Consider the following 21,030-nt stretch of genomic DNA (forward strand, 5'->3'; position numbering starts at 1 on the left):
CTTGTAAATATTTTGTGTGAATGGGAATTCGCAAATTGATTCACTTAAATCTATATTTGACAATACTAACTTACAAAATTCATAGATTCAAGTGAATATTAAGTTAAAAATCGAACAATTTTAATAATAACATTAAAAAACATTCGTCTTTTCGGAATTGCATACGTATGAAAATAAAATGGTTTTATTGTGATCCTTGGAAAAGAATCTCCGCTAGTACTTGAAGGGTGTGATAAAAGTAAATTGCGGGTATACCTATATCTAAACAAACATATTGAGGAGGTGTACCTATGTTTGAACCCATGAACAAAGATAAACAAGATGAAAGAATCATGACACATAAGGAAACTGAGAAAAAGAATGTAAAACTTTCCTCAAATGATGTATCGGAAGAAAAAAATGAAAATACGGAGACTGTGGTCACACAACCACGTATCAGTACTGAAGGTCTCTAAAACAAAAGGCGGGCTCTGATGGGGTTCGTTTTTTGTTGGTATTTCTGTTGTCACCGGAATGAGATTTCACTCGAAACTTTTATGTCTCTTGGTGTATAATGCAACAGTAGGCAAGTGCATAAGCGGCCATTTTAGTAATAGTATGATATAGATACATATAAGTGAAAGAGAGTGAAACGATATGGGACGTAAGTGGAATAATATTAAAGAAAAGAAAGCTTCAAAGGATTCAAATACAAGTCGGATTTATGCAAAGTTTGGTCGCGAAATTTATGTGGCAGCTAAACAAGGTGAGCCGGATCCAGAATCAAACCGTGCACTTAAAGTCGTACTTGAGCGTGCGAAAACGTACAGTGTGCCAAAAACTATTATTGATCGTGCGATTGAAAAAGCAAAAGGCGGTTCGGAAGAAAACTACGATGAACTTCGTTATGAAGGTTTTGGTCCAAGCGGATCGATGGTTATCGTTGAAACACTGACGAACAACGTAAACCGTACAGCTTCTGATGTACGCGCGGCATTTGGTAAAAATGGTGGCAACATGGGTGTAAGTGGATCGGTTGCCTACATGTTTGACGCAACGGCTGTCATTGGGATTGAAGGCAAATCAGCAGACGAAGTATTTGAACTTTTAGTAGAAGCGGACGTTGATGTGCGTGACGTATTAGAAGAAGAGGAATCAGTGATTGTATATGCTGAGCCTGATCAGTTCCATGCTGTGCAAGAAGCATTCAAGAACGTAGGAATTACTGAATTTACAGTTGCTGAACTGACGATGCTAGCACAAAATGACATCACGCTTGAACAAGATGCACAAGCGCAATTCGAGAAAATGATTGATGCGATTGAAGACCTAGAAGACGTTCAACAAGTCTACCATAACGTGGACTTAGGTGAATAAATAATAGAAAGCCGCACCGAGTCCAGGGGAACCTGGCAGTAGGTACGGCTTTTATTGTGATTTCAAATTAAAATTGGAAAAGGGACATACCCAATTGGGCATGTCCCTTATATAGATAAGATAACATAAAGTCTGAATGATAATTTTTCATCCCGAATATTCGGGGAATAATTTCCTAAGAAAGTGTTCCTTGCTTTCCGTGCCGCGGTCATTTGTCCACTGGGTGTCTTCCTTAAGCAACGTAAACCCTACCTTCTTTTACGTCCTTGCGACCCTATAGTCGCGCCAGTGTGAATAAGTTTAATCAAAAACATCGAGTAGATGCCAGAATTTCAAAACTTAATTGTTACCTTACATGTTAACTTGACTATTATTACACACACAATGGTCTTTGTCAAAGAATATCCTATAAATTGTAAAAGGAATCATCATTTCAGTAAACAAAAAAGCTCATTTACTCCGCTAAATCCCTAGGTCCTTCATCATCCCCTTCATATCATATAAGAATCTTTGAAGGAAAGGGGGACTTTATCATGGATTATTACGGCGGCGGTTACGGTCAATGTGGTGGCTATGGACCATGTGGTGGTCAATACGACCACTGCTCTCGTAGAGGCGGGAGTACTTTTGCAATAATTGTAGTTCTTTTCATTTTACTAATTATCATCGGTGCATCTTTCCACCATAGAAAATGCTAGTAAAATAGGAAATTCTCTCGAAAGTAAGATGGTTATATACACTCGAATTTCCCCTAAAAAATACCGACTGATTTAAGGAGTGCCTAAACAGCACTCTTTTTTAATGAAACTCGAATATTGCTCCACCTTCGCTACTTCTGGGGAAACAGAATGTGGCCTAGGTAGACAGTTTGTGGTTCCAGGTAGACAGAGTCGCATTCCAGGTTGTATAAAATACTATTTCCCCTTCATAGTTACGAAAGGTTTGGGGTATTTTCAAATAGCATAACTCCAGGTAGACAGTTTAAGGTTCCAGGTAGACAGATTGACACTCCAGGTAGACAGAATCATATTCCAGGTTGCACAAAAAAATAAATCCCTTTTGAAAAGTTTCAGCATATGTTGTTTTGATTAAATGATCTACGGGAACAGTTACATAAAAAAAGGAGTTTTTTTCATGCCTTGGAACAACAATGATTATCCGGATTCATTGAAAAACCTGGACACGACTGTCCGCAAGAAAGCTATCGAAATTGCCAACGCACTTCTTCAGGATGGAATGGAAGAAGGATGTATGACTATGATTGAAGCTTAAACACATAAAAACGCCCACTTCATTTCATAGATGAAGTGGGCGTTTTGGGTATTAAATGTTGTTGTTTGCTTTTTTAACTCGACTGTAAAACAGAATCCCGCTGGCTAATAGGATTACACCAAATGTAAAAGTCTTGAGGTCGGCTGTACCTGCATAAATAACCCAAATGGAGTAAAGGGTAGCAAGAACTCCTATAATCCCATCCGTAATTCTACCTCTTCCATTTTTATATGTTTCACCAGTAAAGACCAGCTTCAACTGGAAAGCAGAAGAAATGAAATAAGGAACTAAATATGACAGCGTTGCGACGATAATGATGAAATCAAAAGCGGCTGCTATCGTATTTGATACCGTGGAGAATATGAACACCTGTGCAACTAAATTAGTGATGACTAAAGAAAAGACAGGTATCCCATTCTTATTCACTTTTGCGAATGAAGGGAGAAATAAACCTTGTTTTGCTGCCTGGTAAGGAATTTCAGCACTCAGCATAACCCAACCAATTGTGGAACCAAATAAACTGACCAGACCGATGGCGGCAAGAATTTTTCCACCGACTGGTCCCAACACAGTTGAAATGGCATCGATAAGTGGTTTATCAGAAGCGATTAGTGCTTCATGGCTTAACATTCCTAAAACTAGCGTGCTGATCCCTACATAAATGGTTAGAGCAATAAGTAGTCCAATCGTCGTTGCACGCTTAACATCGATTGGTTTTTTAGCACGAGATGCAAATACTACGGCAGATTCAACACCAACGAATGCCCAAAGAGTTGCTACTGCTGCACCATTAACTTGCCCCAAAAGACCAATAGATTGTCCAAGCTCATCATATCTCGGCGCTACAAAAGGAAGAATGTTTGCTTTTTGAAATGCAAATAGACCAATTACAATAAATAATATGAATCCAATTACTTTCGTGGCAGTGGCAACAAAATTTATCTTCCCGGCATTTTCTAGACCGTTTAGGATGATATAATGCACACCCCATAACAATAATGTACAAACTGTAAAGGTAAGTGCATTCCCCATTTTTAAAGTGAAGTTACCAATGGTAAACAGTTCAGCCTGATTAACTAAAATAGGGAAGAACGTGGACAAATAACCTGCAAAAGTGGTGATGATGGCAACATTACCAGCAACATTCCCAATCCAATATCCCCAAGAAGACATAAATCCTGACAACGTGGAAGCGTTACTGCCCGGCTTAAACAATTCCTTTGCATAAATCTGTGGACCACCAGTTAAATTAGGTTTTCTCAATGCAAGATTGCCAAACACGAGTGCAATCATCAACACTCCAAATCCCGTAATCAACCAAGCGGATAATACGCCGGCAGGGCTTGCAACTTCACTCAAAGTGCGGGGGAGCATAAAAATGCCGGATCCCACCATATTTCCAACTACTAACGCAGTTAAAATCCATAAACCTAGTTTTTTGTTCGTGTTCATAAGCATATGCTCCTTTCAGTTCATTTTCTATCTACCCAAAAAACATGATTTGTAAAATAAATGTACATAAAACGCAATCAGAAACGGTGTGCAAAAACCGAATCAGACAAAAAGATAGTTTTCATGGTCAATCACTATGACAGTTCTGCACTTATTCAGTGCCAGTCCCAGCATTAGTAATCAGAGCGACACAGTGCTTCTGCGAAAAATTCTTTCGCTTGAAATCAGCAAGTTCAGTTCTCTGACTTTCTTTCAAGTAACTATTATTTATCGCGATCTCTACCTCATCTTAAGCTGATGAGGGCTATATTTATTCACTGTACTAATATAGATACGTTTAAATGATTAGTCAATTGAAATGATTTACTATAGTAGTGTACGAAAGTTCAGCTTATTGCAAGTTTTTTAGATTTTCCAATTGACATTGACGCAACGTCAAGGTGTACGATGAAATCAAGAGGAGGTGACGAGATGGAATACACAGTTCAAAAATTAGGGAAATTGTCGGGAATCAGTTCACGCACATTGCGATACTATGACGAGATGAATCTTCTCAAGCCGGCGAGAATCAATTCATCAGGATATCGGATATATGGCCAAGCGGAAGTCAATAAGTTACAGCAAATCTTGTTTTATAGAGAACTGGGTTTGAGTCTCGAACACATCAAACAAATCGTGAACAATCCTTCATTTGATGGTGTGAAAGCCTTGAATGATCATCGTTCACAACTCCTCGACAAACGAAAGCAGCTCGATCTACTGATTGCCAACGTGGAAAAAACGATTTCTTCAACAGAAGGGAGAAGTACCATGACGAACGATGAGAAATTTGAAGGCTTCAAACAAAAAATGGTAGATGATAATGAACAACAATACGGCAAGGAAATTCGGGCGAAATATGGAGATGACACGGTCGATAAATCAAATAGCAAAGTAATGAACATGACGCAGGCACAGCATGATGAAGTAACAAAGCTTGCCAATGAAATTGCCATGACTTTAGCGGAAGCTTTCAAGACGGGAGATCCCGCAAGTGAGAAAGCCCAAAAAGCCGCTGAACTGCATAAACAATGGCTTATGTACTATTGGCCAAAGTATAGCAAGGAAGCACATGCAGGACTTGGGCAGATGTATGTGGATGATGAACGCTTTACTGCCTACTATGATAAAGAACAGCCTGGAACGGCTGCATTCTTCAATGATGCCATTCAAATTTTTACCGGTATGAAGTCATAACAAAAGAGCAGATTGAGTCAATTCGACTTCAATCTGCTCTTTCTTTCGTTGAAATAATCAATCAATCAATTGAATATTGTTATCTTTATACCAAACGTGCATTTGAGCGAGATGGGCAAGAAGCTGTGGCCCAGACATCAATTGACCAAACCATGGAACTTTGAATGCAGTTCCTTTCGACTCAACCAATTCATTCAACCGGTCACGGTCAAATAGTTCATGCAGAATCGAATTTTTGTCTATCAGAATGTCTTTCAGCCAGCCTTGGACACGGTCGGTGTAATACGGATTATGGGTTTTAGGATAAGGGCTTTTTTTGCGGTAAAGGACTTCGTCAGGTAACATGCCCTCTAATGCTTTTCGCAAGATACCTTTTTCCCGATTTCCCGCCATCTTTATTTCCCAAGGAATATTCCAGGCATATTCGACAAGCCGGTGATCTGCAAATGGTACGCGTACTTCCAAGCTTGCTCCCATACTCATACGGTCTTTACGATCAAGAAGTGTTGTCATGAACCAAACCATATTCAGATAAAACATTTCTCGCCGTTTTGCTTCAAGACTTGATTCGCCATCGAGACGAGGAGTTTCAGCAACACTCTGTTCATAGGCCTGACGTGCGTAATCTTCGAGTTTGAGTTTTTTGCGCCAATCATCTTTTAATAAGGAGACTCGCTCGGTTGTGGAGCGCATCCACGGAAAACCAGTGCCATTTAAATCATTAGCATTGTGAAACCATGGATAACCACCAAAAATTTCATCCGCACACTCTCCAGACAAACCAACTGTGAAATCCTCTTTTATTTCTCTGCAAAACCATAACAAGGAGGAGTCGACATCCGCCATACCAGGTAAATCACGGACATGCACAGCTTCAGTCAGATGATCTATTAATTGATCTTGCGTAATGATGGAAGAGTGATGCACGGTTCCGAATGTATTGACGACCTTATCAATCCAAGGTCCATCGGCATTCGGCTGAAATTCATTCGCTTTAAAAAACTTGGCATTATCTTCATAGTCAATGGAATAAGTATGAAGAGGTCCTTTTGCTTCATGTTTGTAACGATTGGCTGCTATGGCCGTAATGGCACTGGAATCAACCCCGCCTGATAAAAAGGAACAGAGTGGCACGTCTGATACAAGTTGTCGTTCGACGGCATCCGTTACGAGGAAACGAACTTTTTCTGCCGTTTCATCCACTGAATCTGTGTGATGTTCACTTTTGACGTTCCAGTAGCGCCAAATTCGAAGACCTTGGCGTGAAACGGTTAATGCGTAAGCAGGTCGCAATTCCTTCACTCCATGGAATACCCCGGAACCGGGTTTTCGGGATGGCCCCACAGCCAGCACTTCTGCTAATCCTTCGCGAGACAGTTGCGTTTTCATATCTGGATGGGCAAGAAGAGCTTTAATTTCTGAAGCGAAAAGCAAGCCCCCGCCATGTTCAGTATAAAACAGCGGTTTTACGCCTAAACGATCGCGAGCAATAAACACTTTTTGATCCTTTTCATCCCAAATGGCAAAGGCAAATATGCCATTGAAATATTCCACACACTGTTCTTTCCATTCAATGTAGGAAGTCAGTAGTACTTCTGTATCGGAGTGTCCAGAGAAGGTATAGCCTTTTCGCAGTAATTCCTTCCGAAGATCTTCCGTGTTATATAATTCTCCGTTATAGCAAAGTGTATAGCGGGTATCATGATGTACTTTCGTCATTGGCTGCCTGCCACCTATAGGATCAACAACTGTCAATCGTCGGTGCCCAAATACTGCATGTGTTTCCAACCATACATTTTCATCATCTGGTCCGCGTTTGGCCAATGTTTTTGTCATGTTTTCAACTACAGATGCTTGTGTTCGCAAGTCGCGTTCAAAGTGAACCCATCCTGTAATTCCACACATTGATTCTCATCCCTTCTAACTCAAAAACTCTTCATTTGCATCTTTCTAGCCTATGCAAAAAAAAACAATAATGCTCATACGATAGGAAATTATCGATTGATTGGCGAATTACTTATTTAAGTGGAAGAGAAAGGAGAATACAGATGAAAACATTTTTTCAGTACAACTGGATCGTAAGAGAAGAATGGTACAAATGGTGTGAAGGCGTACCTCAGGAGGAATTATTAAAAGTCCGGACAGGTGGAGTGGGGGGGATTTTGCACACATTATTCCATATTATCGATGTGGAGTGGAGCTGGATTCGTGTCTTGCAAGGCAAGCCTGATTTCCAAGAGAGTTTTGAAGAGTATCAAAGTCTGGAGCGGGTGAAGGAATTGGATGCGCTCTTTCAACAAGACGTAAGAGAGTTTGTCCATGCATGGGATAACCATATGGAAATGAACGAATTACAAGAAACCAGACAGGATGGAAGCATCGAAATTCTCACATGGGGAGAAGTGATGCGCCACACCATAGCGCACGAAATCCACCATATAGGACAGTTATCAGTTTGGTCTCGTGAGTTAGGGAAAAAACCGGTATCTGCAAATTTGATTAGAAAAGGACTCACAACTTTAAAGCCTTGAGGAGCTCATTTTACTCAGGGTTAGTTTCATGGAAGAGGAAATATTCACCTGTTCTTGGATTGAAAGTGTAGTATAAGATCTTTGCATCTTTAATAGCCGCGATAAAATAAAGTTCTTTGTTGCCGTGTGTAGGAACTTTTTTTGTATGTTTCCATCCAAAATCATCAACATTGAATTTCTCAACATTGTCTTTGTTCGGCAGCTCTACTTGTTCTTTTTGTTCAATTAACAATTGAGCATCATGAAATGTATATTGAGGATGTATGATGAAGTAGTAAATCGGTAAACCAATCAATATCCCGTATAGAAATAAAAGTACCCGATTCTTGCGTTTTTGTTGAGTAGGCTCTATCAGAAAAACGTGCAAAAAAAACGTTTGAAAAATGACCATGGTTAAAAGTGAAATGTGAATCATGTAGTCTTCCATATAAACATAATCCCTTGCCTTGAATGTATAATAAATTCCTTCAGAAATTGCTAGAAGAAATACGCCGATAGTCAGCTTTTCATTCTTAAACATCGGTTGCACCACCCTCATTAAAGCGTATAGATAAATCATACAACAATGTAAAAAATAAACATATATAAAATTGAGGTAATAACATGAAGCCTTCCATACTAATCCGCCCATACAAACCGAGTGACTATCCATTCATCAAGCAATTGAACCAGCTGGAAGGATGGAATAATCTCGTAGAAAAAGAAGAAGACACAAAAAAAGCATGGGATCATTCCAATATTGCGTATGTTGCAACAATCAATGAAGTAATAGTTGCCTATGTGAGGGGAATGACCGATCAAGCAATCACCCTTTATATTTGTGAAATCCTCGTCAGTGAACAGGTACGCGGTCAGGGAGTTGGGCAACAGTTGCTCAAGTTTGTACAAAACCAATACCCAACAACCAGAATGGAAATGTTGGCAAGCTCGACGTCACATACTTATTATGAACAACATGGCTTCAGACCTTTTTATGGATTCCGTAAAACATTACCTGAATGGAATTAACTAACTACAAAGGATGTTTTAAAAGATGAGTAATATAGATAAACGAAATCGTCTGGATGAAGAGGTTTTTAGTTATCGAGTGAGTAAAAATAATTCGGTCTTTATTGACTTTAAGGGGAAAGAAATCAAAATTGTAAAAGGCAAGGAAGCAGAGAGGTTGATTTCAAAAATTCAAGCGGCTGAATCAGATAAAGAAATCCAGTTGGCTCTTGCGAAAATCACAGGAAACTTTAAACATGGCAATGAAAAAAACAGTAAAAAGAAGGCATAGTTACCTAAATTTCAAGGTAACTATGCCAAAATTCATCACTTATTAATTACACCAGTTGCCTGTATAAATGACTGATAGGTTACTGGACCAAAGTGGTTCGGATTTCCTTTAAAGAATTTTTCGAGCATGTATTGTTGTGCACAGATAACGGAGCATTGCTTCGCTTGGATAATTAAATTCAGATAAGCGATAAAATAAGCTATTGATAAATTCCCGCCATTGTTTACAACCATTTTAAACCCTCCATATTGTTAACAACATGAACTCTTCCCTCCGGTATTTGTACTGCAAACACCTGTTTCAGGTAAATCCAGTTCCACACGTTTTGCCGCATCCTGATCACCTGTTAAGTGGGCAACAATGGAACGGACTTGTTCGTAGCCAGTGGCCATTAAAAATGTTGGCGCACGCCCGTAACTCTTCATGCCCACAAGATAAAAGTTCTTTTCTGGTTGCCGAAGTTCAGCTTCTCCGTGAGGACGAACGGTCCCGCAGCTGTGAATATTCGGGTCAATAAGTGGTGCCAAGGCAGATACACTCTCGATAGCAGAATCAATGTCGAGTCTAATTTCACGCAGGAAACTGAAATCAGGTCGAGTGCCAGTGTTTGCAATGATTTCATCGATATTATCAATTGAGTATCTCTCGTTTTTCATAGTACCATGAATGGTTAACTTGCCATTCTCTTTAGAGATTTCGTTTACCAGGAAAGGGGTATGAACGCTAATTTTGCCGCTGTCCACCAGTTGATGAATACGTGAACCTAATTGACCTCTTGCTGGAAGTGCATCCCGGGATTCTCCACCATAAACTTCCTCGACACGATTCTTACGCAAAATCCACGCGATTTCCGTTCCTTCCAATTCAGCTAATTCCAAGATTGTATTGATTGCAGAATGACCACCACCTACAACAGCCACACGTTTTTGTTCAAATTTAATACGTTCTGATTCTTTTATATTTGGAATGCCGTATGTGATATGAGGTGAAAGCAATTCTTCCCCTTTTGTCCACACGTTATCTGCATTCACAGGATTTGGTTGTGCCCAAGTACCAGTAGCATCTATGACTGCTTTTGCTTCAATTCTTTCAGTTGTGCCTTCTTCTTCGATATACAGGATGAAAGACTGTCCATCTCTGTTGGCATCTTTCATTTTGTCCATTCCCTGTTTACTGATTGCCACTACTTTTGCATTTAATTTGATGAATGGGTTAATTTGAGGCAGATTGGCTAAAGGGATTAAATAGTCTTCCACAAGATCTTTACCAAAAGGTAATCTCTTCATGACAGGTGCCTTCCAGTGGCTTTCTTCCAATAGCTTCAAAGCCACTTTGTCGATATTATATTGCCAAGGGGAAAATAATCGGACGTGACCCCATTTTAAAATATTATGTCCTACTGTGGGTCCGGCTTCGATTATCAAAAACTGTTCGTTTTTAGCTGCCAGATGCGCAGCTGCAGCCAAGCCGACTGGCCCTGCTCCGACGATTACCGTTGGCAAATTCGATTCCTCAAGTATAGATTCAGGAGAACTACAGCAATTCGTCAAAATGTTAAAACTCATTTTTTCATTGTTCATCGTTAGTTCCTCTTTCCTTTATTTGCATAATGCAACTATATAGTGAATAAATAAGCAAGATTTCTCTTGCTCATATAATAGGCGTACAGCACACACTTGATTTTGCCATAGCATTGTTCAATAATTTAATAGATCTCAAGACTGTTTCTTGTTCAAATTCATTCATATGTGAAAAAATTTCATCCAAGTAATTATTCATGGAAGTTTCAATGGCAGTAGCCATGAATTTGCCTTGAGTAGTTAAGGATAAAATGTAATACCTTTTATCATCAAGGGAAGGGGATTTTGTGACCAGTCCCATTTTGGTTAATGTTTGAATCTGTCTACTGAATGTCGTTACATCAATTGCCAAAAGCTCTGCAATTTGTTGCATGGTTGGTTCATGGTGTTTATCAATTTCGTATAGAATATGACTATGCACAGCTGAAATATCAATGCCACCAATGGCGCAACAATTTTTATTCAAAAGGCCGAAGCGGCGGGTCAATACTTGAAATAACTCACGTTTGTTTTCCATGATTCACCTCTTTAATATAGTTATATGTTAATTGTTTGCAAGATGCAACTAAAAACTAAAATAAAATTAAATTGATAAAGAAGGTATGAAAATGTCCGTAAAAATTCGTCCCATGCTTGCAACTGACTGGCAAGAGGTAAAGGAGATTTACGAAGAGGGCATCAAATCGAAAAATGCCACTTTTGAAACACAGTCACCAACGTATGAAAAATGGATGGAAACCTCTCATCCCGAGTGTCACTTGGTTGCAGTAGAAAATAATCGCGTGTTGGCTTGGGCGAAGGTGCTGTATACTTCGGCACGTCCTGTTTATGCAGGGGTGGGTGAAGTCAGTATCTACGTACATCCAGAATCGAAAGGTAGAGGTGTAGGCAAGCGTTTACTACATGAACTAATCAAAACATCTGAACAAAAGGGTTTTTGGACATTAAAAGCAGTCATTTTCCCTGAAAATGTAGCGAGCCTCAAACTTCATTTGTCCTGCGGTTTTCGGGAAGTCGGATCTCATGAGCGAATGGGTAAGATGGACGGGGTCTGGCGTGACAATACGGTATTGGAAAGACGCAGCACGCTTGTAGGAATTGACTAACACCTTTTTATTTTAAGGTTGGCCAGAGTTGGCTTGCCTGTTCGTCCGCGGAAAGGGAGCAAATTCCCTCATTTTTTTAACAGAGCCTATAAAAAATGAACTGACAAAAACGTGACGCTTGAACTCAGGTGTCACGTTTTCATTTTAAATCATGATTTCATTTTTCCACCCACTCCAAAAATTCTAAACGGTTTCCGAAAGGGTCATTAACATAAAAGCGGTTGGCTCCTGGTAATCTATCATCCGTCAGGACCGATATGCCTTTACTGCGAATATGATCTGCCAATGCTTCGAGTTCACTTACTTCGAATGCAGGATGCGCTTTTTTTGCAGGAACAAAAGATTGTTCTACGCCTATATGAATATGAACACTCCCATTTGAAAACCAAACTCCGCCATTCTGTTTCAGGCTTTCAGGCTTTTCGACTTCTTCTAAAGAAAGAACGTCCCGATAAAAAGAGCGTGCTGTCTCTTCACTTCCTATTGGAGCAGCCAATTGAATATGGTCGATTTGTTTAATTAACATCATTTTTAGTTTCCAACCTTTCATGCTTGATTAAAGGCAATAAGAAGAGTGCACCGATAAACACTACAGATGCTGCACAAGAAATTGCTAATGCATAACTTTCGGTCTCGGCAGTTAAAACTCCTGCTATAGAGGGACCGAACATTTGTCCCAGTGCATAAATAGTGGTCATGATTGCGATAACTCTCGCACTGCCATGGGGATTTTTGTTACGAGCATATGCTGTGGCAAGAGTGGTAACCCCCATAAAAGTAGCTCCAAATAAAATAGCACTCACATAAAAGCTTGTAGAAGATTCAGACAGGGCTGGCAAAGCGATACCAATTGACTGGATAATCAATAAAATCATCAGTGACAACATGTAGCCAAATTTACTGCCAAAATAAGCCCATATGATACACGAAGGAATTGCAGCCAAACCGACTAATACCCAGACACTTGTAGCGTTTCCACTGAAAGCGGGAGTCATTTCTGCGATGGCTACAATAAATGTGCCTGTTACGATATAACCTAATCCTTCCAACCCATACGCTACGAGTAACCATAGTAGCCATTTTGGTGTTTTGGATGGGGTTGAGATGTTCACAGCTGAACTAATAGCCGGTTCAGCGTGGTCTTCTTTAACAGTTGAGAAGACTACGATACTTAATACTGCTGCCAAACACGCAAGTCCTATCCAGGCACCTTCATACTGAAACTTGTTTATTAATAGTGGAACAAGCATGCCTGATACGAAAATTCCTAGACCAACCCCTCCATACATGACACCGACCAGACCGAGTTTACTTTGTTTGGCCAACTGATCCAATATCAAACTGGAAGCAAGGACGAAGACGAGTGCACTTGTAATGCCGGACAGGAATCGCCAGACCATCCATGCGGTATGATTATATGTAAGTCCCATGACTAACGTTAATAAAATACTGATGACAATAGAAATACGCAAAAAAATGGCCCGGTTGCGCTTTAAAGGAACGACGCTTGCAATCACGGCACCTACCAAATAACCAGCATAATTACATGATGCCAAATATCCGGCAAATCGGGTAGAGAAGCCACTTTCATGTTGCATAAAAGGTAGAATTGGCGTGTAGGCAAAGCGGCCGATACTCATGGCAATAAACAAAGCAAAAACGCCTCCGGTAACAAGTAAATAAGGATTTTTAGACAAGGCGAATTCCTCCTCCAGTTTTCTTCTATAATCATACGCCTTTCATTCAAAATTTCAAAAGAAGGTTTGATTTCCACAATAAAGGAAATAGATAGGGAAAGCGAAAAGAACTTGGAGGAACTATTTATGAATGATCAACAATTGAAACAACTAAAAGTCCAACTTACTCAAGATCTGGAAGATGTGAAAAACCGTCTTCATGAAGACCATCATTTAGAAACAACGGAGTTATCCAATTATGATAATCATCCGGCTGATAACGCGACGGATTTAACTGATCAAAATACAGAAATGGCAATTGAACACCATAAAGAAGAGGAAGTCGAACAAATAGAATCAGCTTTGCAGGCTATCGAAAATGGAACATATGGTATTTGCACCGTATGTGGGGAAGATATTCCGTTTGAACGACTGGAAGCATTGCCGACTGCACGTACGTGCATTGAACATGCAAATCATGATTTTGGCACGGATGGTAGACCACCGGAAGAAGACATTCTTGGTTCTTCGACGGAACACCCAATAAAAGATACAGGTGGCGTCCGAGATTACGAAGATAGCTTTGATGATGTTAAGAATTTCGGTTCTTCTGATTCACCGCAGGATGCAGTGAAAAGCGATCAAAAAAACTTTTACAAAAAATAAATGCACGCGAGGATTCCTAGAGAATCCTCGTTTTTATTTTGTTCAATCGCAAACAAATTGGACTCTATTCAAAAGTGGTGCTTTTCACATATAATGAGAGAAATGAGAATATTTAAATTATCCTGAAAAGTATCTGTAACTATTTTTTTGATTAAACGTTTAATTGATTTGGAGGAACATGAACGAGATTAGTCAAACCATCACTTGAGTGGAAACAACAACATGAAAATTTCATGGTGAAGTGGGGTTCCGATCGAATGGTTCCGAGTAGTATGGATTTATCGGGATTTGATACATATGAAGAGTTTTTATTCGCATTGGACTTACGTGCGAAGGGAGAACATCCATGGGTTCCAAGTTCCCATTATTTTTTAATAGACGGTAAAGATCAAATAATCGGCATGGTTGATATTCGTCATGAACTGAACGAATTTTTGCGGAATATCGGAGGACATATCGGATATGGTATTCTTCCAAGTGAACGTAAAAGGGTACGCAACCTACTTGTTAAAAGAAGTTTTAACAAAATGTAAAGAGCTACAGATTGATCAAGTTCTAATCACCTGTGATGAAGACAATGTAGGTTCTGCTAAAGTGATTATGAATAACGGAGGAATAGAGGACGATTTATTCATCACGGAAGAAGGCGTGATGAAGAGAAGATTTTGGATTTCTATTAAGTAATAATAGAATTTTTTATGCTAGGTAAAAAGATAGAAAAATCGAGAAGAAAATATGATTTTTTTTGCAATGAAGAACATAATACTAATTATTTTAGATGAAACTCTTAAAAATCATTGATATTTTCATTAAAAATGGTAAATATATGTTTTCATTCATGAAATTATCAGTTACAATATATATAATTAAGAGAAAATTCATATTAATTAGATATTTCATTGGAGTAACTATCAATTTGTAACGGTTTTTTTAGATATCCTTCACATATTTGCCCAGTCCAATGTAGAATGGAGCCGAATCATGAATCAAGTGTTAGAGTCTATGGAATCGAAAGTAAATAGCGAAATAATGTACAGTCAGATAATTGAATACTCTGTAGAAACCATCATTATTCATGTTAATCAAGAAGTTCTTTATATTAACCAATCCGGCTCGAATTTTCTAAGAGGTTCAAAAGATGAGTTCATTGGCAAGGATTTCTTAAACATTTTTCAGGACGACATGAAGGACATGATTCGGGAAAAAATTCAAAAAACCATGATTGGAAATGAACCGACTCGCATGATCGAACAAACAATTACGCGTTTTGATGGGACGCTGGTCGATGTCGAGCTATACTGTCATCCGGTACAATTCGGTGACAGAAGAGCCGTTCAAACCGTATTGCGGGATATCACAGTTCGAAAAGAAACTGAAAAAATGTTAAATGACCGACAAAAATTGGCTTCAATTGGGCAGATTGCTGCTGGAATCGCACATGAAGTAAAAAATCCTCTTACATCAGTAAAAGGTTTCCTGCAATTATTGAAAGAACATAATTCACATCCTTATTTATTCACGATGGAAAGCGAACTAGAGAAGGCCATCGACACATTGCAAAATTTACTTCAAGTATCTAGGCCGAACCTTTACGAAGAACAGCTAGTCGAGATCGACATATGTAAAGAGTTGAATTCAATCGTCTTCTTATTTCAGGACAAGCTATATAATATAGAACTTGAAATGGATATAAGGAATTGTAGGAAACATATTTATGGCAAGAAAAATCTATATTTGAAAGCGTTTTTTAATTTGATAAAAAATGCAATCGAATCGATGCCATCAAAAGGAAAGCTCAGAATAGAGCATTACTTTCAAGATGACCTAGTCCATGTGAAAATCAGTGATACGGGAGTGGGTATTCCGAAAGATAAACTAAACTTGCTTGGAACTCCTTTCTATTCAAGTAAAAGTGATGGCACTGGCTTAGGGTTAACACAAGTATTTACCACAATTAATGATCACGGTGGACAAATGACTGTGAACAGTGTGATTGATCAAGGAACCACATTCCACCTGAAATTACCTCAATATCCGGTTGGTATGTAAAGGAGAATATGATGAGCAGATTTGGTATGTTTGGAGAAATCACGACCATTGAAGGTAAACGTGATGAATTGGTCGGTATATTGTTGGAAGCTGCAGAGGCGATGAACACACTGGAAGAATGTGAGCTTTATATCGTTAGTGTAAAAGAAGAAGTACCAGATGGGATTTGGGTTACTGAAGTTTGGCAAAACGCAGAAGCACATAAAGCTTCTCTATCACTTGATGCAGTAAAAATGTTGATACAAAAAGGCCGCCCTCTTATTAAGGGAATGAATACGATGAATACGTTTTCCCCACTAGGCGGAAAGGGTCTATCATAAAATTCTTGTCATCCTTCCGTTCTATTCAGAGAATGGATTTTTTTTATTAATTGAAAAAAGCACCAATCCATGAAAGACTGGTGCGAAAAGTTATAACGCTTTTAACATACCGCCGTCAATCACCAGAGATTGACCAGTCAAATATGTATTTAAGGGGGAAGACAAGAATAATACGATTTTGGCAAATTCCTCTGGCTGTCCATAACGCCCCATAGGAATAAGACTCTCACTGTATTTGACAATGTCTTCTATAGAGACATTCTGGCGACTGGCTGCCAGATGGTCAAGTTCTGCCACACGGTCAGTAGCGATGCGTCCAGGACCAATCGTGTTCACTAAAATATTATACTTTGCATATTCACGGGCCAGACTTTTCGTCATTCCGACCATTCCGGAACGGAACGTATTGGAGAGAATCAATCCATCAATCACTTCTTTTGTTGAAGAAGAAGCAATATTGATGATGCGTCCAAAATCATTTGATTGCATGTGAGGCAAAACAGCACGAGTCGTACGGATATAACTCAGTAAGTTTTTCTCAAATGCCGCCATCCAATCCGAGTCTGTTACATCTTTGAATCCTCCAGCTGTTGGTCCACCTGTATTGTTAACTAAAATATCCACACCATTGAATTCTTTTGATACCCATGAAAAAAGAGCATGTAGGTCTTCTACAGAAGACATGTCACATTTCTTGTAATAGACTTTCGGATTATTTGTCAGCTGCTGGATTTCTTTAACAGTGCTATCCAATGTCTCTACATTACGGCTCGATAATAGGACGGTTGCGCCTTCTTTTGCAAATTCCAAAGCCGTTGCTTTTCCCAAACCTTTACTCGATGCGGTCACGAGAACAATTTTATCTTGTAACTGTAAATCCATCTGATCCCTCTTCTCTAATAGAGTTTAATTAACTTCCAGGTTTGCTTCTAATTCGATTTCCACATTTCCTTTTAATGCTCGACTGATCATACATGAGCTTTCGGCTTTCTGCGACAGTTTCCGAGCTAAATCCAAATCCTTTTCGGAACATAAAATAAGATGGGGACGATGAATGATTTTTTTATATGTGATGATTCCATTTGTAATATCAACGATGCCTTCAGACGTCATCGTCAAACTTTCTTTTTCAATATTGCTTCGTTCGAGCATAGCTGCGAGTGTAATAATGTAGCAAGTAGCGGCTGCACCCAATAACATTTCATCGGGATTTGTTCCAATACCTGGTCCATCCATTTCTGGTGGAATCGAAACTACGGTATGTAAGTTTGCGGTATCAATAGTGCCTACGTCATTACGGAGACCGGGCCAATTTGCGGTTAAATGAAATGAATGAAGTGCCATGATGAACTTCCTCCTTGATGTTGTTTTTTTCAGTGTAAAGGAATTTAACGAAAATAGCAGGAAACGAATAGTGCAAATGTAAGTTTGCACTATTCGTTTGCGACGAAGCTAGCAAAGCGATGCAGGAGCACCGGTTTTTCTAATGACGAGGAGACTGAAGCCGTGCCCGCCGCAATGGAAATCAACATTTTCTTGCATCCGATCTTTTTCAATAGTAAACAGGTATATACTCATATTATTGTTTGTCTACAGTCTGAACATCTTTCCACATGGAAAGATGTTTTTTCTTTATATAGAAGGAAATCGCAATTTTTACAGAGACTTTATGTGAAAACGTATTTTTAAGAAAAAATAGATGATGTTGGATGTTATCCATAAAATATGGACATAAACGTATATATTACAAATATAACAAGGTGTCGAATCCTGTCACGCAATTGATAACTTCTACACACGGCTTTGCAATTGATCTGCAATGCGGGGGTGGTATGCTTGTTTTCGTTAGTGAAAAGGAGGAAATTCATTTATGAAAAAGCAAATCGTTGCACTAACTGCAATTGCAGCACTATCAGTAGGGACGGCAGCACAAGCATCTGCATCTAGCGTCCATACGGTACAATCAGGAGATACATTGTGGTCTATTTCCCAGGACAACAATGTTAGCGTACAAGATTTACAAGATTGGAACGACTTAGAGTCTACTCTTATATATCCATCAGATGAACTTATAGTAGCAGACAAAGTAAACAAACATGTTGTTGTAAAAGGTGATTCACTTTTCAAAATCGCTAAAAAGCACAACTTAACAGTTAAGGAATTAAAAACTTGGAATAATATTTCTGGTGATTTAATCTTCCCAGGTGACCAGTTAGTATTGGAAGGAACAAAAGTTGCTTCTGCGCATACAACGGCTAAACCTGCTTCTAATAAAGCAAAAGCTCCAGCTCAATCTCAATCAACTGCTAAAGCATCTGCTCCGGCACCAGCTGCCGTACAAACTTCAGCTTCAGTTAAAGAGATGACAGTAACAGCAACAGCATACACCGCTTATTGCTCGGGATGTTCTGGTACTACAGCAACGGGTATTGACTTGCGTGCAAATCCGAACCAAAAAGTTATCGCGGTAGATCCATCTGTCATTCCATTGGGATCACGTGTATGGGTTGAAGGTTATGGGGAAGCAATCGCCGGCGATACTGGTGGTGCAATTAAAGGTCAAACTATTGATCTGTTCATGGCTAAAGAGCAAGATGCAGTAACTTGGGGTCGTAAAACAGTCAAAATTAAAATCTTAGATTAATAGTGTTAGAAAAGATGAGTCTTGTACTCATCTTTTTTTATGCAATGACATGGGACGATAGGATATCGGACATTTCTTCTGAAAACACAACATTGACGTATGAAAAGCAACTTAGAACGAAAAAAGCCTGGACAGAAAAATGCCCAAGCTTTTTTGGTATTTACAGTGGACAGCTTTTACACGGTTTGCTGGCACCTTCCGTTTGGTAATACAGACAACATGTTTTGCGTGTTGTCCCTTGATGACATGCGTATAAAGAGATGGGATGTTGTTTGCTCATCCCGTATTCCTCGGCTGGTAAATCGATTAACCGCTGAAATGTATCGTGATCTTTGAGTACGGTTTCCAAAATCCATTTTACATAGGTAAAGATATTTTCGAACAATACGACACGGGAAATGCCTTTTTCTTTTGCAAGCATCTCAACCATCGGAACCAATAAAGATGCATATAGATTTTTTGAAATCCACTGAACGGTTGTATGAAGTGGTTCAGTAGTATTGATTGGAAACGAATAAACTGGCAGCCAACTAGAATTTTTGGAATTATCCTCAATGGTAATAAATCGGCATTCGTTTGCCTCAACTACAACCCCATATTTAATACGGGCATAAATCATGAGAGCTGCCATATAACCGATTCGTTTTGCTGTCATCGAAGCGGCATGCCCTCTTGAAGGACTTCCATATTCACTCATTAAACGTGAAAAAAGGTGCTCACGGACTTGTGAATCAAATAATTGATCAAAGGTCAGTGTATACAATGCGTCTTCGTCCATATGCCATCGGAAACTGGATGCCAGGTCTTTCGTTATGAGGTTCTTCATTATGCGCTACCTTTTTTCCGTTGGGTCATTAATAAGAAAATGAAATACGGTGCACCTACAGCTGCAGTCCAAACACCTGCGGGCACTTCAATTGGGGCAAATGCAACACGTGCAATCCAGTCTGCAATGAGGACAAGCAATGCGCCAACACCCGCTGAAAATAACACCATCGACTGAAATTTAGGTCCCACGATTCTTCTGGCAATATGGGGAGCAAGCAATCCAACAAATCCGATTCCTCCAGCAAACGCAACTGCCACACCGGTCAATCCGGTACTTATCAGTAACAAAACGACTCGATTTCGGTTAACCTTCGACCCTACCCCCGTTGCAATATCATCGCCGAGTTCCAAAATGTTCATTTGTCGACGAAGTAAGAGAGAAATCAATATCAATAAAAGAGCCCATGGCATCAACACCGAAACTTGAGACCAATTGGCTCCATAAATACTGCCTGTAGTCCAAATCGTTGCTTGACTAGCTTGATAAATAGGACCCATCAAAATCCAGATGGTTGTCCCTGCTTGCATAAAAGCAGCAACTGCAATCCCGATCAAAAGAAGTCGGAACGGCGCGATGCCGTTTTTCCATGATAGTGCAAAGACAATCAGTGCGGTTAGCGTAGCACCTAAAAAGGCGAATAAGGGTAACCACTGAATACTGACGGTGAGGGCATTATTTTCATCTGAAAATAGAGATAGAAATAAAACTACAGCGAATGAAGCTCCGGCTGTTACTCCTATTAAATCAGGAGATGCCAGTGGGTTTTTCGTGATGCCCTGCAGGATTGCGCCAGATACTGCCAGTGCCATACCTACAAAAAGGGCCATCATAATACGAGGTAATCTAAAATCTATCAATATGATGCGGTCGAACTCTTCTCCATAACCGAATAAAGCAGCAAGTACTTTGCTCGGAGATAGTGGGAATTCCCCAGACCCCGCAGAAAGCAGCATTACCATAATAACTGCAGCAAACACAAGGATAGTGGCAATCACAGGATGACGTGTAAAATCTATTCGATTGAAAATTTTCAT

26 protein-coding genes, 1 pseudogene and 1 riboswitch are annotated in these 21,030 nt (G+C 39.5%); of the genes and pseudogenes, 15 read left to right on the forward strand and 12 right to left on the reverse strand.

Going from position 1 to position 21,030, the window contains the following annotated elements; translation table 11 throughout:
• Positions 1–290 precede the first annotated feature (290 nt).
• The 4 genes and pseudogenes from AC1DSL_RS07040 to AC1DSL_RS07055 form a co-directional block, all read left to right on the forward strand.
• On the forward strand, positions 291–455 hold the full coding sequence (locus tag AC1DSL_RS07040; RefSeq protein ID WP_477531698.1) for a hypothetical protein: 165 nt from the start codon (positions 291–293) through the stop codon (positions 453–455).
• 181 nt (positions 456–636) lie between these two features.
• Positions 637–1,356 (forward strand): YebC/PmpR family DNA-binding transcriptional regulator, encoded by a 720-nt coding sequence (locus tag AC1DSL_RS07045; RefSeq protein ID WP_016429585.1) that lies wholly within the window; start codon positions 637–639, stop codon positions 1,354–1,356.
• Between the two features lie 533 nt (positions 1,357–1,889).
• Positions 1,890–2,054: a YjcZ family sporulation protein gene (locus AC1DSL_RS07050; protein WP_016429586.1), complete on the forward strand. Its 165-nt coding sequence runs from the start codon at positions 1,890–1,892 to the stop codon at positions 2,052–2,054.
• Positions 2,055–2,490: 436 nt separating this feature from the next.
• Positions 2,491–2,604 (forward strand): annotated as a pseudogene (locus AC1DSL_RS07055) (DUF2188 domain-containing protein); the annotation flags it as partial.
• A 75-nt stretch (positions 2,605–2,679) separates the two neighbouring features.
• Here the strand turns inward: AC1DSL_RS07055 and AC1DSL_RS07060 are convergent.
• Positions 2,680–4,080, reverse strand: coding sequence for an amino acid permease (locus AC1DSL_RS07060; RefSeq protein WP_342542792.1), 1,401 nt, complete (start codon positions 4,078–4,080; stop codon positions 2,680–2,682).
• A gap of 107 nt (positions 4,081–4,187) precedes the next feature.
• Positions 4,188–4,370: riboswitch (Lysine riboswitch) on the reverse strand.
• Positions 4,371–4,551: 181 nt separating this feature from the next.
• Between AC1DSL_RS07060 and AC1DSL_RS07065 the strand changes: the two genes are divergently transcribed.
• Positions 4,552–5,316 (forward strand): MerR family transcriptional regulator, encoded by a 765-nt coding sequence (locus AC1DSL_RS07065; protein ID WP_477531699.1) that lies wholly within the window; start codon positions 4,552–4,554, stop codon positions 5,314–5,316.
• Between the two features lie 57 nt (positions 5,317–5,373).
• On the opposite strand, the gene asnB is transcribed toward AC1DSL_RS07065, so the two are convergent.
• On the reverse strand, positions 5,374–7,221 hold the full coding sequence (gene asnB, locus AC1DSL_RS07070) for an asparagine synthase (glutamine-hydrolyzing) (RefSeq protein WP_477531700.1): 1,848 nt from the start codon (positions 7,219–7,221) through the stop codon (positions 5,374–5,376).
• A 143-nt stretch (positions 7,222–7,364) separates the two neighbouring features.
• Here asnB and AC1DSL_RS07075 point away from each other — a divergent pair, with 143 nt between their 5' ends.
• Complete coding sequence (locus AC1DSL_RS07075; RefSeq protein ID WP_477531701.1) at positions 7,365–7,847, forward strand: DinB family protein; 483 nt, start codon at positions 7,365–7,367, stop codon at positions 7,845–7,847.
• Positions 7,848–7,857: 10 nt separating this feature from the next.
• Here the strand turns inward: AC1DSL_RS07075 and AC1DSL_RS07080 are convergent, their stop codons facing one another.
• On the reverse strand, positions 7,858–8,367 hold the full coding sequence (locus AC1DSL_RS07080) for a hypothetical protein (RefSeq protein WP_477531702.1): 510 nt from the start codon (positions 8,365–8,367) through the stop codon (positions 7,858–7,860).
• Positions 8,368–8,450: 83 nt separating this feature from the next.
• Here AC1DSL_RS07080 and AC1DSL_RS07085 point away from each other — a divergent pair, with 83 nt between their 5' ends.
• The gene (locus tag AC1DSL_RS07085; RefSeq protein WP_477531703.1) at positions 8,451–8,855 is read left to right on the forward strand and encodes a GNAT family N-acetyltransferase; all 405 of its coding nucleotides are present in this window, start codon (positions 8,451–8,453) and stop codon (positions 8,853–8,855) included.
• A gap of 25 nt (positions 8,856–8,880) precedes the next feature.
• Entirely contained in the window at positions 8,881–9,126 is a 246-nt protein-coding gene (locus AC1DSL_RS07090; RefSeq protein WP_477531704.1) for a hypothetical protein, read from the forward strand.
• Between the two features lie 35 nt (positions 9,127–9,161).
• Here the strand turns inward: AC1DSL_RS07090 and AC1DSL_RS07095 are convergent, their stop codons facing one another.
• The 3 genes from AC1DSL_RS07095 to AC1DSL_RS07105 all read right to left on the reverse strand — a co-directional run bounded on the left by AC1DSL_RS07095 (position 9,162) and on the right by AC1DSL_RS07105 (position 11,223).
• Complete coding sequence (locus tag AC1DSL_RS07095; protein WP_016429595.1) at positions 9,162–9,359, reverse strand: hypothetical protein; 198 nt, start codon at positions 9,357–9,359, stop codon at positions 9,162–9,164.
• A gap of 18 nt (positions 9,360–9,377) precedes the next feature.
• On the reverse strand, positions 9,378–10,706 hold the full coding sequence (locus AC1DSL_RS07100) for an NAD(P)-binding domain-containing protein (RefSeq protein ID WP_477531705.1): 1,329 nt from the start codon (positions 10,704–10,706) through the stop codon (positions 9,378–9,380).
• Between the two features lie 70 nt (positions 10,707–10,776).
• Positions 10,777–11,223 carry a MarR family winged helix-turn-helix transcriptional regulator gene (locus AC1DSL_RS07105; RefSeq protein ID WP_477531706.1) on the reverse strand — a complete coding sequence of 149 codons (447 nt, stop codon included), beginning with the start codon at positions 11,221–11,223 and terminating at the stop codon, positions 10,777–10,779.
• A 91-nt stretch (positions 11,224–11,314) separates the two neighbouring features.
• Here AC1DSL_RS07105 and AC1DSL_RS07110 point away from each other — a divergent pair, with 91 nt between their 5' ends.
• On the forward strand, positions 11,315–11,812 hold the full coding sequence (locus tag AC1DSL_RS07110) for an N-acetyltransferase family protein (protein ID WP_477531707.1): 498 nt from the start codon (positions 11,315–11,317) through the stop codon (positions 11,810–11,812).
• A gap of 157 nt (positions 11,813–11,969) precedes the next feature.
• On the opposite strand, the gene AC1DSL_RS07115 is transcribed toward AC1DSL_RS07110, so the two are convergent.
• Together AC1DSL_RS07115 and AC1DSL_RS07120 are read right to left on the reverse strand one after the other, a co-directional pair.
• Positions 11,970–12,341 carry a VOC family protein gene (locus AC1DSL_RS07115; RefSeq protein WP_477531708.1) on the reverse strand — a complete coding sequence of 124 codons (372 nt, stop codon included), beginning with the start codon at positions 12,339–12,341 and terminating at the stop codon, positions 11,970–11,972.
• Positions 12,328–13,509 (reverse strand): YbfB/YjiJ family MFS transporter, encoded by a 1,182-nt coding sequence (locus AC1DSL_RS07120; RefSeq protein WP_477531709.1) that lies wholly within the window; start codon positions 13,507–13,509, stop codon positions 12,328–12,330. The genes AC1DSL_RS07115 and AC1DSL_RS07120 overlap by 14 nt, the downstream gene beginning before the upstream one ends.
• A 126-nt stretch (positions 13,510–13,635) precedes the next feature.
• Here AC1DSL_RS07120 and AC1DSL_RS07125 point away from each other — a divergent pair, with 126 nt between their 5' ends.
• The 5 genes from AC1DSL_RS07125 to AC1DSL_RS07145 all read left to right on the forward strand — a co-directional run bounded on the left by AC1DSL_RS07125 (position 13,636) and on the right by AC1DSL_RS07145 (position 16,523).
• Positions 13,636–14,154, forward strand: coding sequence for a TraR/DksA C4-type zinc finger protein (locus AC1DSL_RS07125; RefSeq protein WP_477531710.1), 519 nt, complete (start codon positions 13,636–13,638; stop codon positions 14,152–14,154).
• 257 nt (positions 14,155–14,411) lie between these two features.
• A complete protein-coding gene (locus AC1DSL_RS07130) occupies positions 14,412–14,687 on the forward strand; it encodes a GNAT family N-acetyltransferase (protein ID WP_477531733.1) in 276 nt (91 codons plus the stop codon).
• Positions 14,617–14,838 (forward strand): GNAT family N-acetyltransferase, encoded by a 222-nt coding sequence (locus tag AC1DSL_RS07135; RefSeq protein ID WP_477531711.1) that lies wholly within the window; start codon positions 14,617–14,619, stop codon positions 14,836–14,838. Before AC1DSL_RS07130 ends, AC1DSL_RS07135 begins: the two co-directional genes overlap by 71 nt.
• 297 nt (positions 14,839–15,135) lie before the next feature.
• Entirely contained in the window at positions 15,136–16,203 is a 1,068-nt protein-coding gene (locus AC1DSL_RS07140) for a two-component system sensor histidine kinase NtrB (RefSeq protein ID WP_477531712.1), read from the forward strand.
• Between the two features lie 8 nt (positions 16,204–16,211).
• Positions 16,212–16,523 carry a putative quinol monooxygenase gene (locus tag AC1DSL_RS07145; RefSeq protein ID WP_477531713.1) on the forward strand — a complete coding sequence of 104 codons (312 nt, stop codon included), beginning with the start codon at positions 16,212–16,214 and terminating at the stop codon, positions 16,521–16,523.
• Between the two features lie 90 nt (positions 16,524–16,613).
• Here AC1DSL_RS07145 and AC1DSL_RS07150 read toward each other — a convergent pair whose 3' ends face one another.
• Positions 16,614–17,405 carry an SDR family oxidoreductase gene (locus AC1DSL_RS07150; RefSeq protein WP_477531714.1) on the reverse strand — a complete coding sequence of 264 codons (792 nt, stop codon included), beginning with the start codon at positions 17,403–17,405 and terminating at the stop codon, positions 16,614–16,616.
• 24 nt (positions 17,406–17,429) lie between these two features.
• Positions 17,430–17,867 carry an OsmC family protein gene (locus AC1DSL_RS07155; protein WP_477531715.1) on the reverse strand — a complete coding sequence of 146 codons (438 nt, stop codon included), beginning with the start codon at positions 17,865–17,867 and terminating at the stop codon, positions 17,430–17,432.
• A gap of 526 nt (positions 17,868–18,393) precedes the next feature.
• Here AC1DSL_RS07155 and AC1DSL_RS07160 point away from each other — a divergent pair.
• Positions 18,394–19,167 (forward strand): 3D domain-containing protein, encoded by a 774-nt coding sequence (locus tag AC1DSL_RS07160; protein ID WP_477531716.1) that lies wholly within the window; start codon positions 18,394–18,396, stop codon positions 19,165–19,167.
• Positions 19,168–19,327: 160 nt separating this feature from the next.
• On the opposite strand, the gene AC1DSL_RS07165 is transcribed toward AC1DSL_RS07160, so the two are convergent.
• Together AC1DSL_RS07165 and AC1DSL_RS07170 are read right to left on the reverse strand one after the other, a co-directional pair.
• Positions 19,328–19,993 carry a (2Fe-2S)-binding protein gene (locus AC1DSL_RS07165; protein WP_477531717.1) on the reverse strand — a complete coding sequence of 222 codons (666 nt, stop codon included), beginning with the start codon at positions 19,991–19,993 and terminating at the stop codon, positions 19,328–19,330.
• The gene (locus tag AC1DSL_RS07170) at positions 19,993–21,030 is read right to left on the reverse strand and encodes a FecCD family ABC transporter permease (protein WP_477531718.1); all 1,038 of its coding nucleotides are present in this window, start codon (positions 21,028–21,030) and stop codon (positions 19,993–19,995) included. Before AC1DSL_RS07170 ends, AC1DSL_RS07165 begins: the two co-directional genes overlap by 1 nt.

This window comes from Paenisporosarcina sp. P4_D4, assembly GCF_056401835.1.

Excerpts from the sequence above, each read along its gene's own strand:
- AC1DSL_RS07075 (WP_477531701.1), top strand. The coding sequence starts at position 7,365 with ATGAAAACATTTTTTCAGTACAACTGGATCGTAAGAGAAGAATGGTAC.
- AC1DSL_RS07085 (WP_477531703.1), top strand. The coding sequence starts at position 8,451 with ATGAAGCCTTCCATACTAATCCGCCCATACAAACCGAGTGACTATCCA.
- AC1DSL_RS07125 (WP_477531710.1), top strand. The coding sequence starts at position 13,636 with ATGAATGATCAACAATTGAAACAACTAAAAGTCCAACTTACTCAAGAT.
- AC1DSL_RS07165 (WP_477531717.1), bottom strand. The coding sequence starts at position 19,993 with ATGAAGAACCTCATAACGAAAGACCTGGCATCCAGTTTCCGATGGCAT.
- AC1DSL_RS07130 (WP_477531733.1), top strand. The coding sequence starts at position 14,412 with ATGGTTCCGAGTAGTATGGATTTATCGGGATTTGATACATATGAAGAG.
- AC1DSL_RS07090 (WP_477531704.1), top strand. The coding sequence starts at position 8,881 with ATGAGTAATATAGATAAACGAAATCGTCTGGATGAAGAGGTTTTTAGT.
- AC1DSL_RS07140 (WP_477531712.1), top strand. The coding sequence starts at position 15,136 with ATGAATCAAGTGTTAGAGTCTATGGAATCGAAAGTAAATAGCGAAATA.
- AC1DSL_RS07160 (WP_477531716.1), top strand. The coding sequence starts at position 18,394 with ATGAAAAAGCAAATCGTTGCACTAACTGCAATTGCAGCACTATCAGTA.
- AC1DSL_RS07150 (WP_477531714.1), bottom strand. The coding sequence starts at position 17,405 with ATGGATTTACAGTTACAAGATAAAATTGTTCTCGTGACCGCATCGAGT.
- asnB (WP_477531700.1), bottom strand. The coding sequence starts at position 7,221 with ATGTGTGGAATTACAGGATGGGTTCACTTTGAACGCGACTTGCGAACA.
- AC1DSL_RS07110 (WP_477531707.1), top strand. The coding sequence starts at position 11,315 with ATGTCCGTAAAAATTCGTCCCATGCTTGCAACTGACTGGCAAGAGGTA.
- AC1DSL_RS07045 (WP_016429585.1), top strand. The coding sequence starts at position 637 with ATGGGACGTAAGTGGAATAATATTAAAGAAAAGAAAGCTTCAAAGGAT.
- AC1DSL_RS07065 (WP_477531699.1), top strand. The coding sequence starts at position 4,552 with ATGGAATACACAGTTCAAAAATTAGGGAAATTGTCGGGAATCAGTTCA.
- AC1DSL_RS07095 (WP_016429595.1), bottom strand. The coding sequence starts at position 9,359 with ATGGTTGTAAACAATGGCGGGAATTTATCAATAGCTTATTTTATCGCT.
- AC1DSL_RS07040 (WP_477531698.1), top strand. The coding sequence starts at position 291 with ATGTTTGAACCCATGAACAAAGATAAACAAGATGAAAGAATCATGACA.
- AC1DSL_RS07135 (WP_477531711.1), top strand. The coding sequence starts at position 14,617 with ATGGTATTCTTCCAAGTGAACGTAAAAGGGTACGCAACCTACTTGTTA.
- AC1DSL_RS07170 (WP_477531718.1), bottom strand. The coding sequence starts at position 21,030 with ATGAAAATTTTCAATCGAATAGATTTTACACGTCATCCTGTGATTGCC.
- AC1DSL_RS07080 (WP_477531702.1), bottom strand. The coding sequence starts at position 8,367 with ATGTTTAAGAATGAAAAGCTGACTATCGGCGTATTTCTTCTAGCAATT.
- AC1DSL_RS07100 (WP_477531705.1), bottom strand. The coding sequence starts at position 10,706 with ATGAACAATGAAAAAATGAGTTTTAACATTTTGACGAATTGCTGTAGT.
- AC1DSL_RS07060 (WP_342542792.1), bottom strand. The coding sequence starts at position 4,080 with ATGAACACGAACAAAAAACTAGGTTTATGGATTTTAACTGCGTTAGTA.
- AC1DSL_RS07145 (WP_477531713.1), top strand. The coding sequence starts at position 16,212 with ATGATGAGCAGATTTGGTATGTTTGGAGAAATCACGACCATTGAAGGT.
- AC1DSL_RS07155 (WP_477531715.1), bottom strand. The coding sequence starts at position 17,867 with ATGGCACTTCATTCATTTCATTTAACCGCAAATTGGCCCGGTCTCCGT.
- AC1DSL_RS07115 (WP_477531708.1), bottom strand. The coding sequence starts at position 12,341 with ATGATGTTAATTAAACAAATCGACCATATTCAATTGGCTGCTCCAATA.
- AC1DSL_RS07050 (WP_016429586.1), top strand. The coding sequence starts at position 1,890 with ATGGATTATTACGGCGGCGGTTACGGTCAATGTGGTGGCTATGGACCA.
- AC1DSL_RS07105 (WP_477531706.1), bottom strand. The coding sequence starts at position 11,223 with ATGGAAAACAAACGTGAGTTATTTCAAGTATTGACCCGCCGCTTCGGC.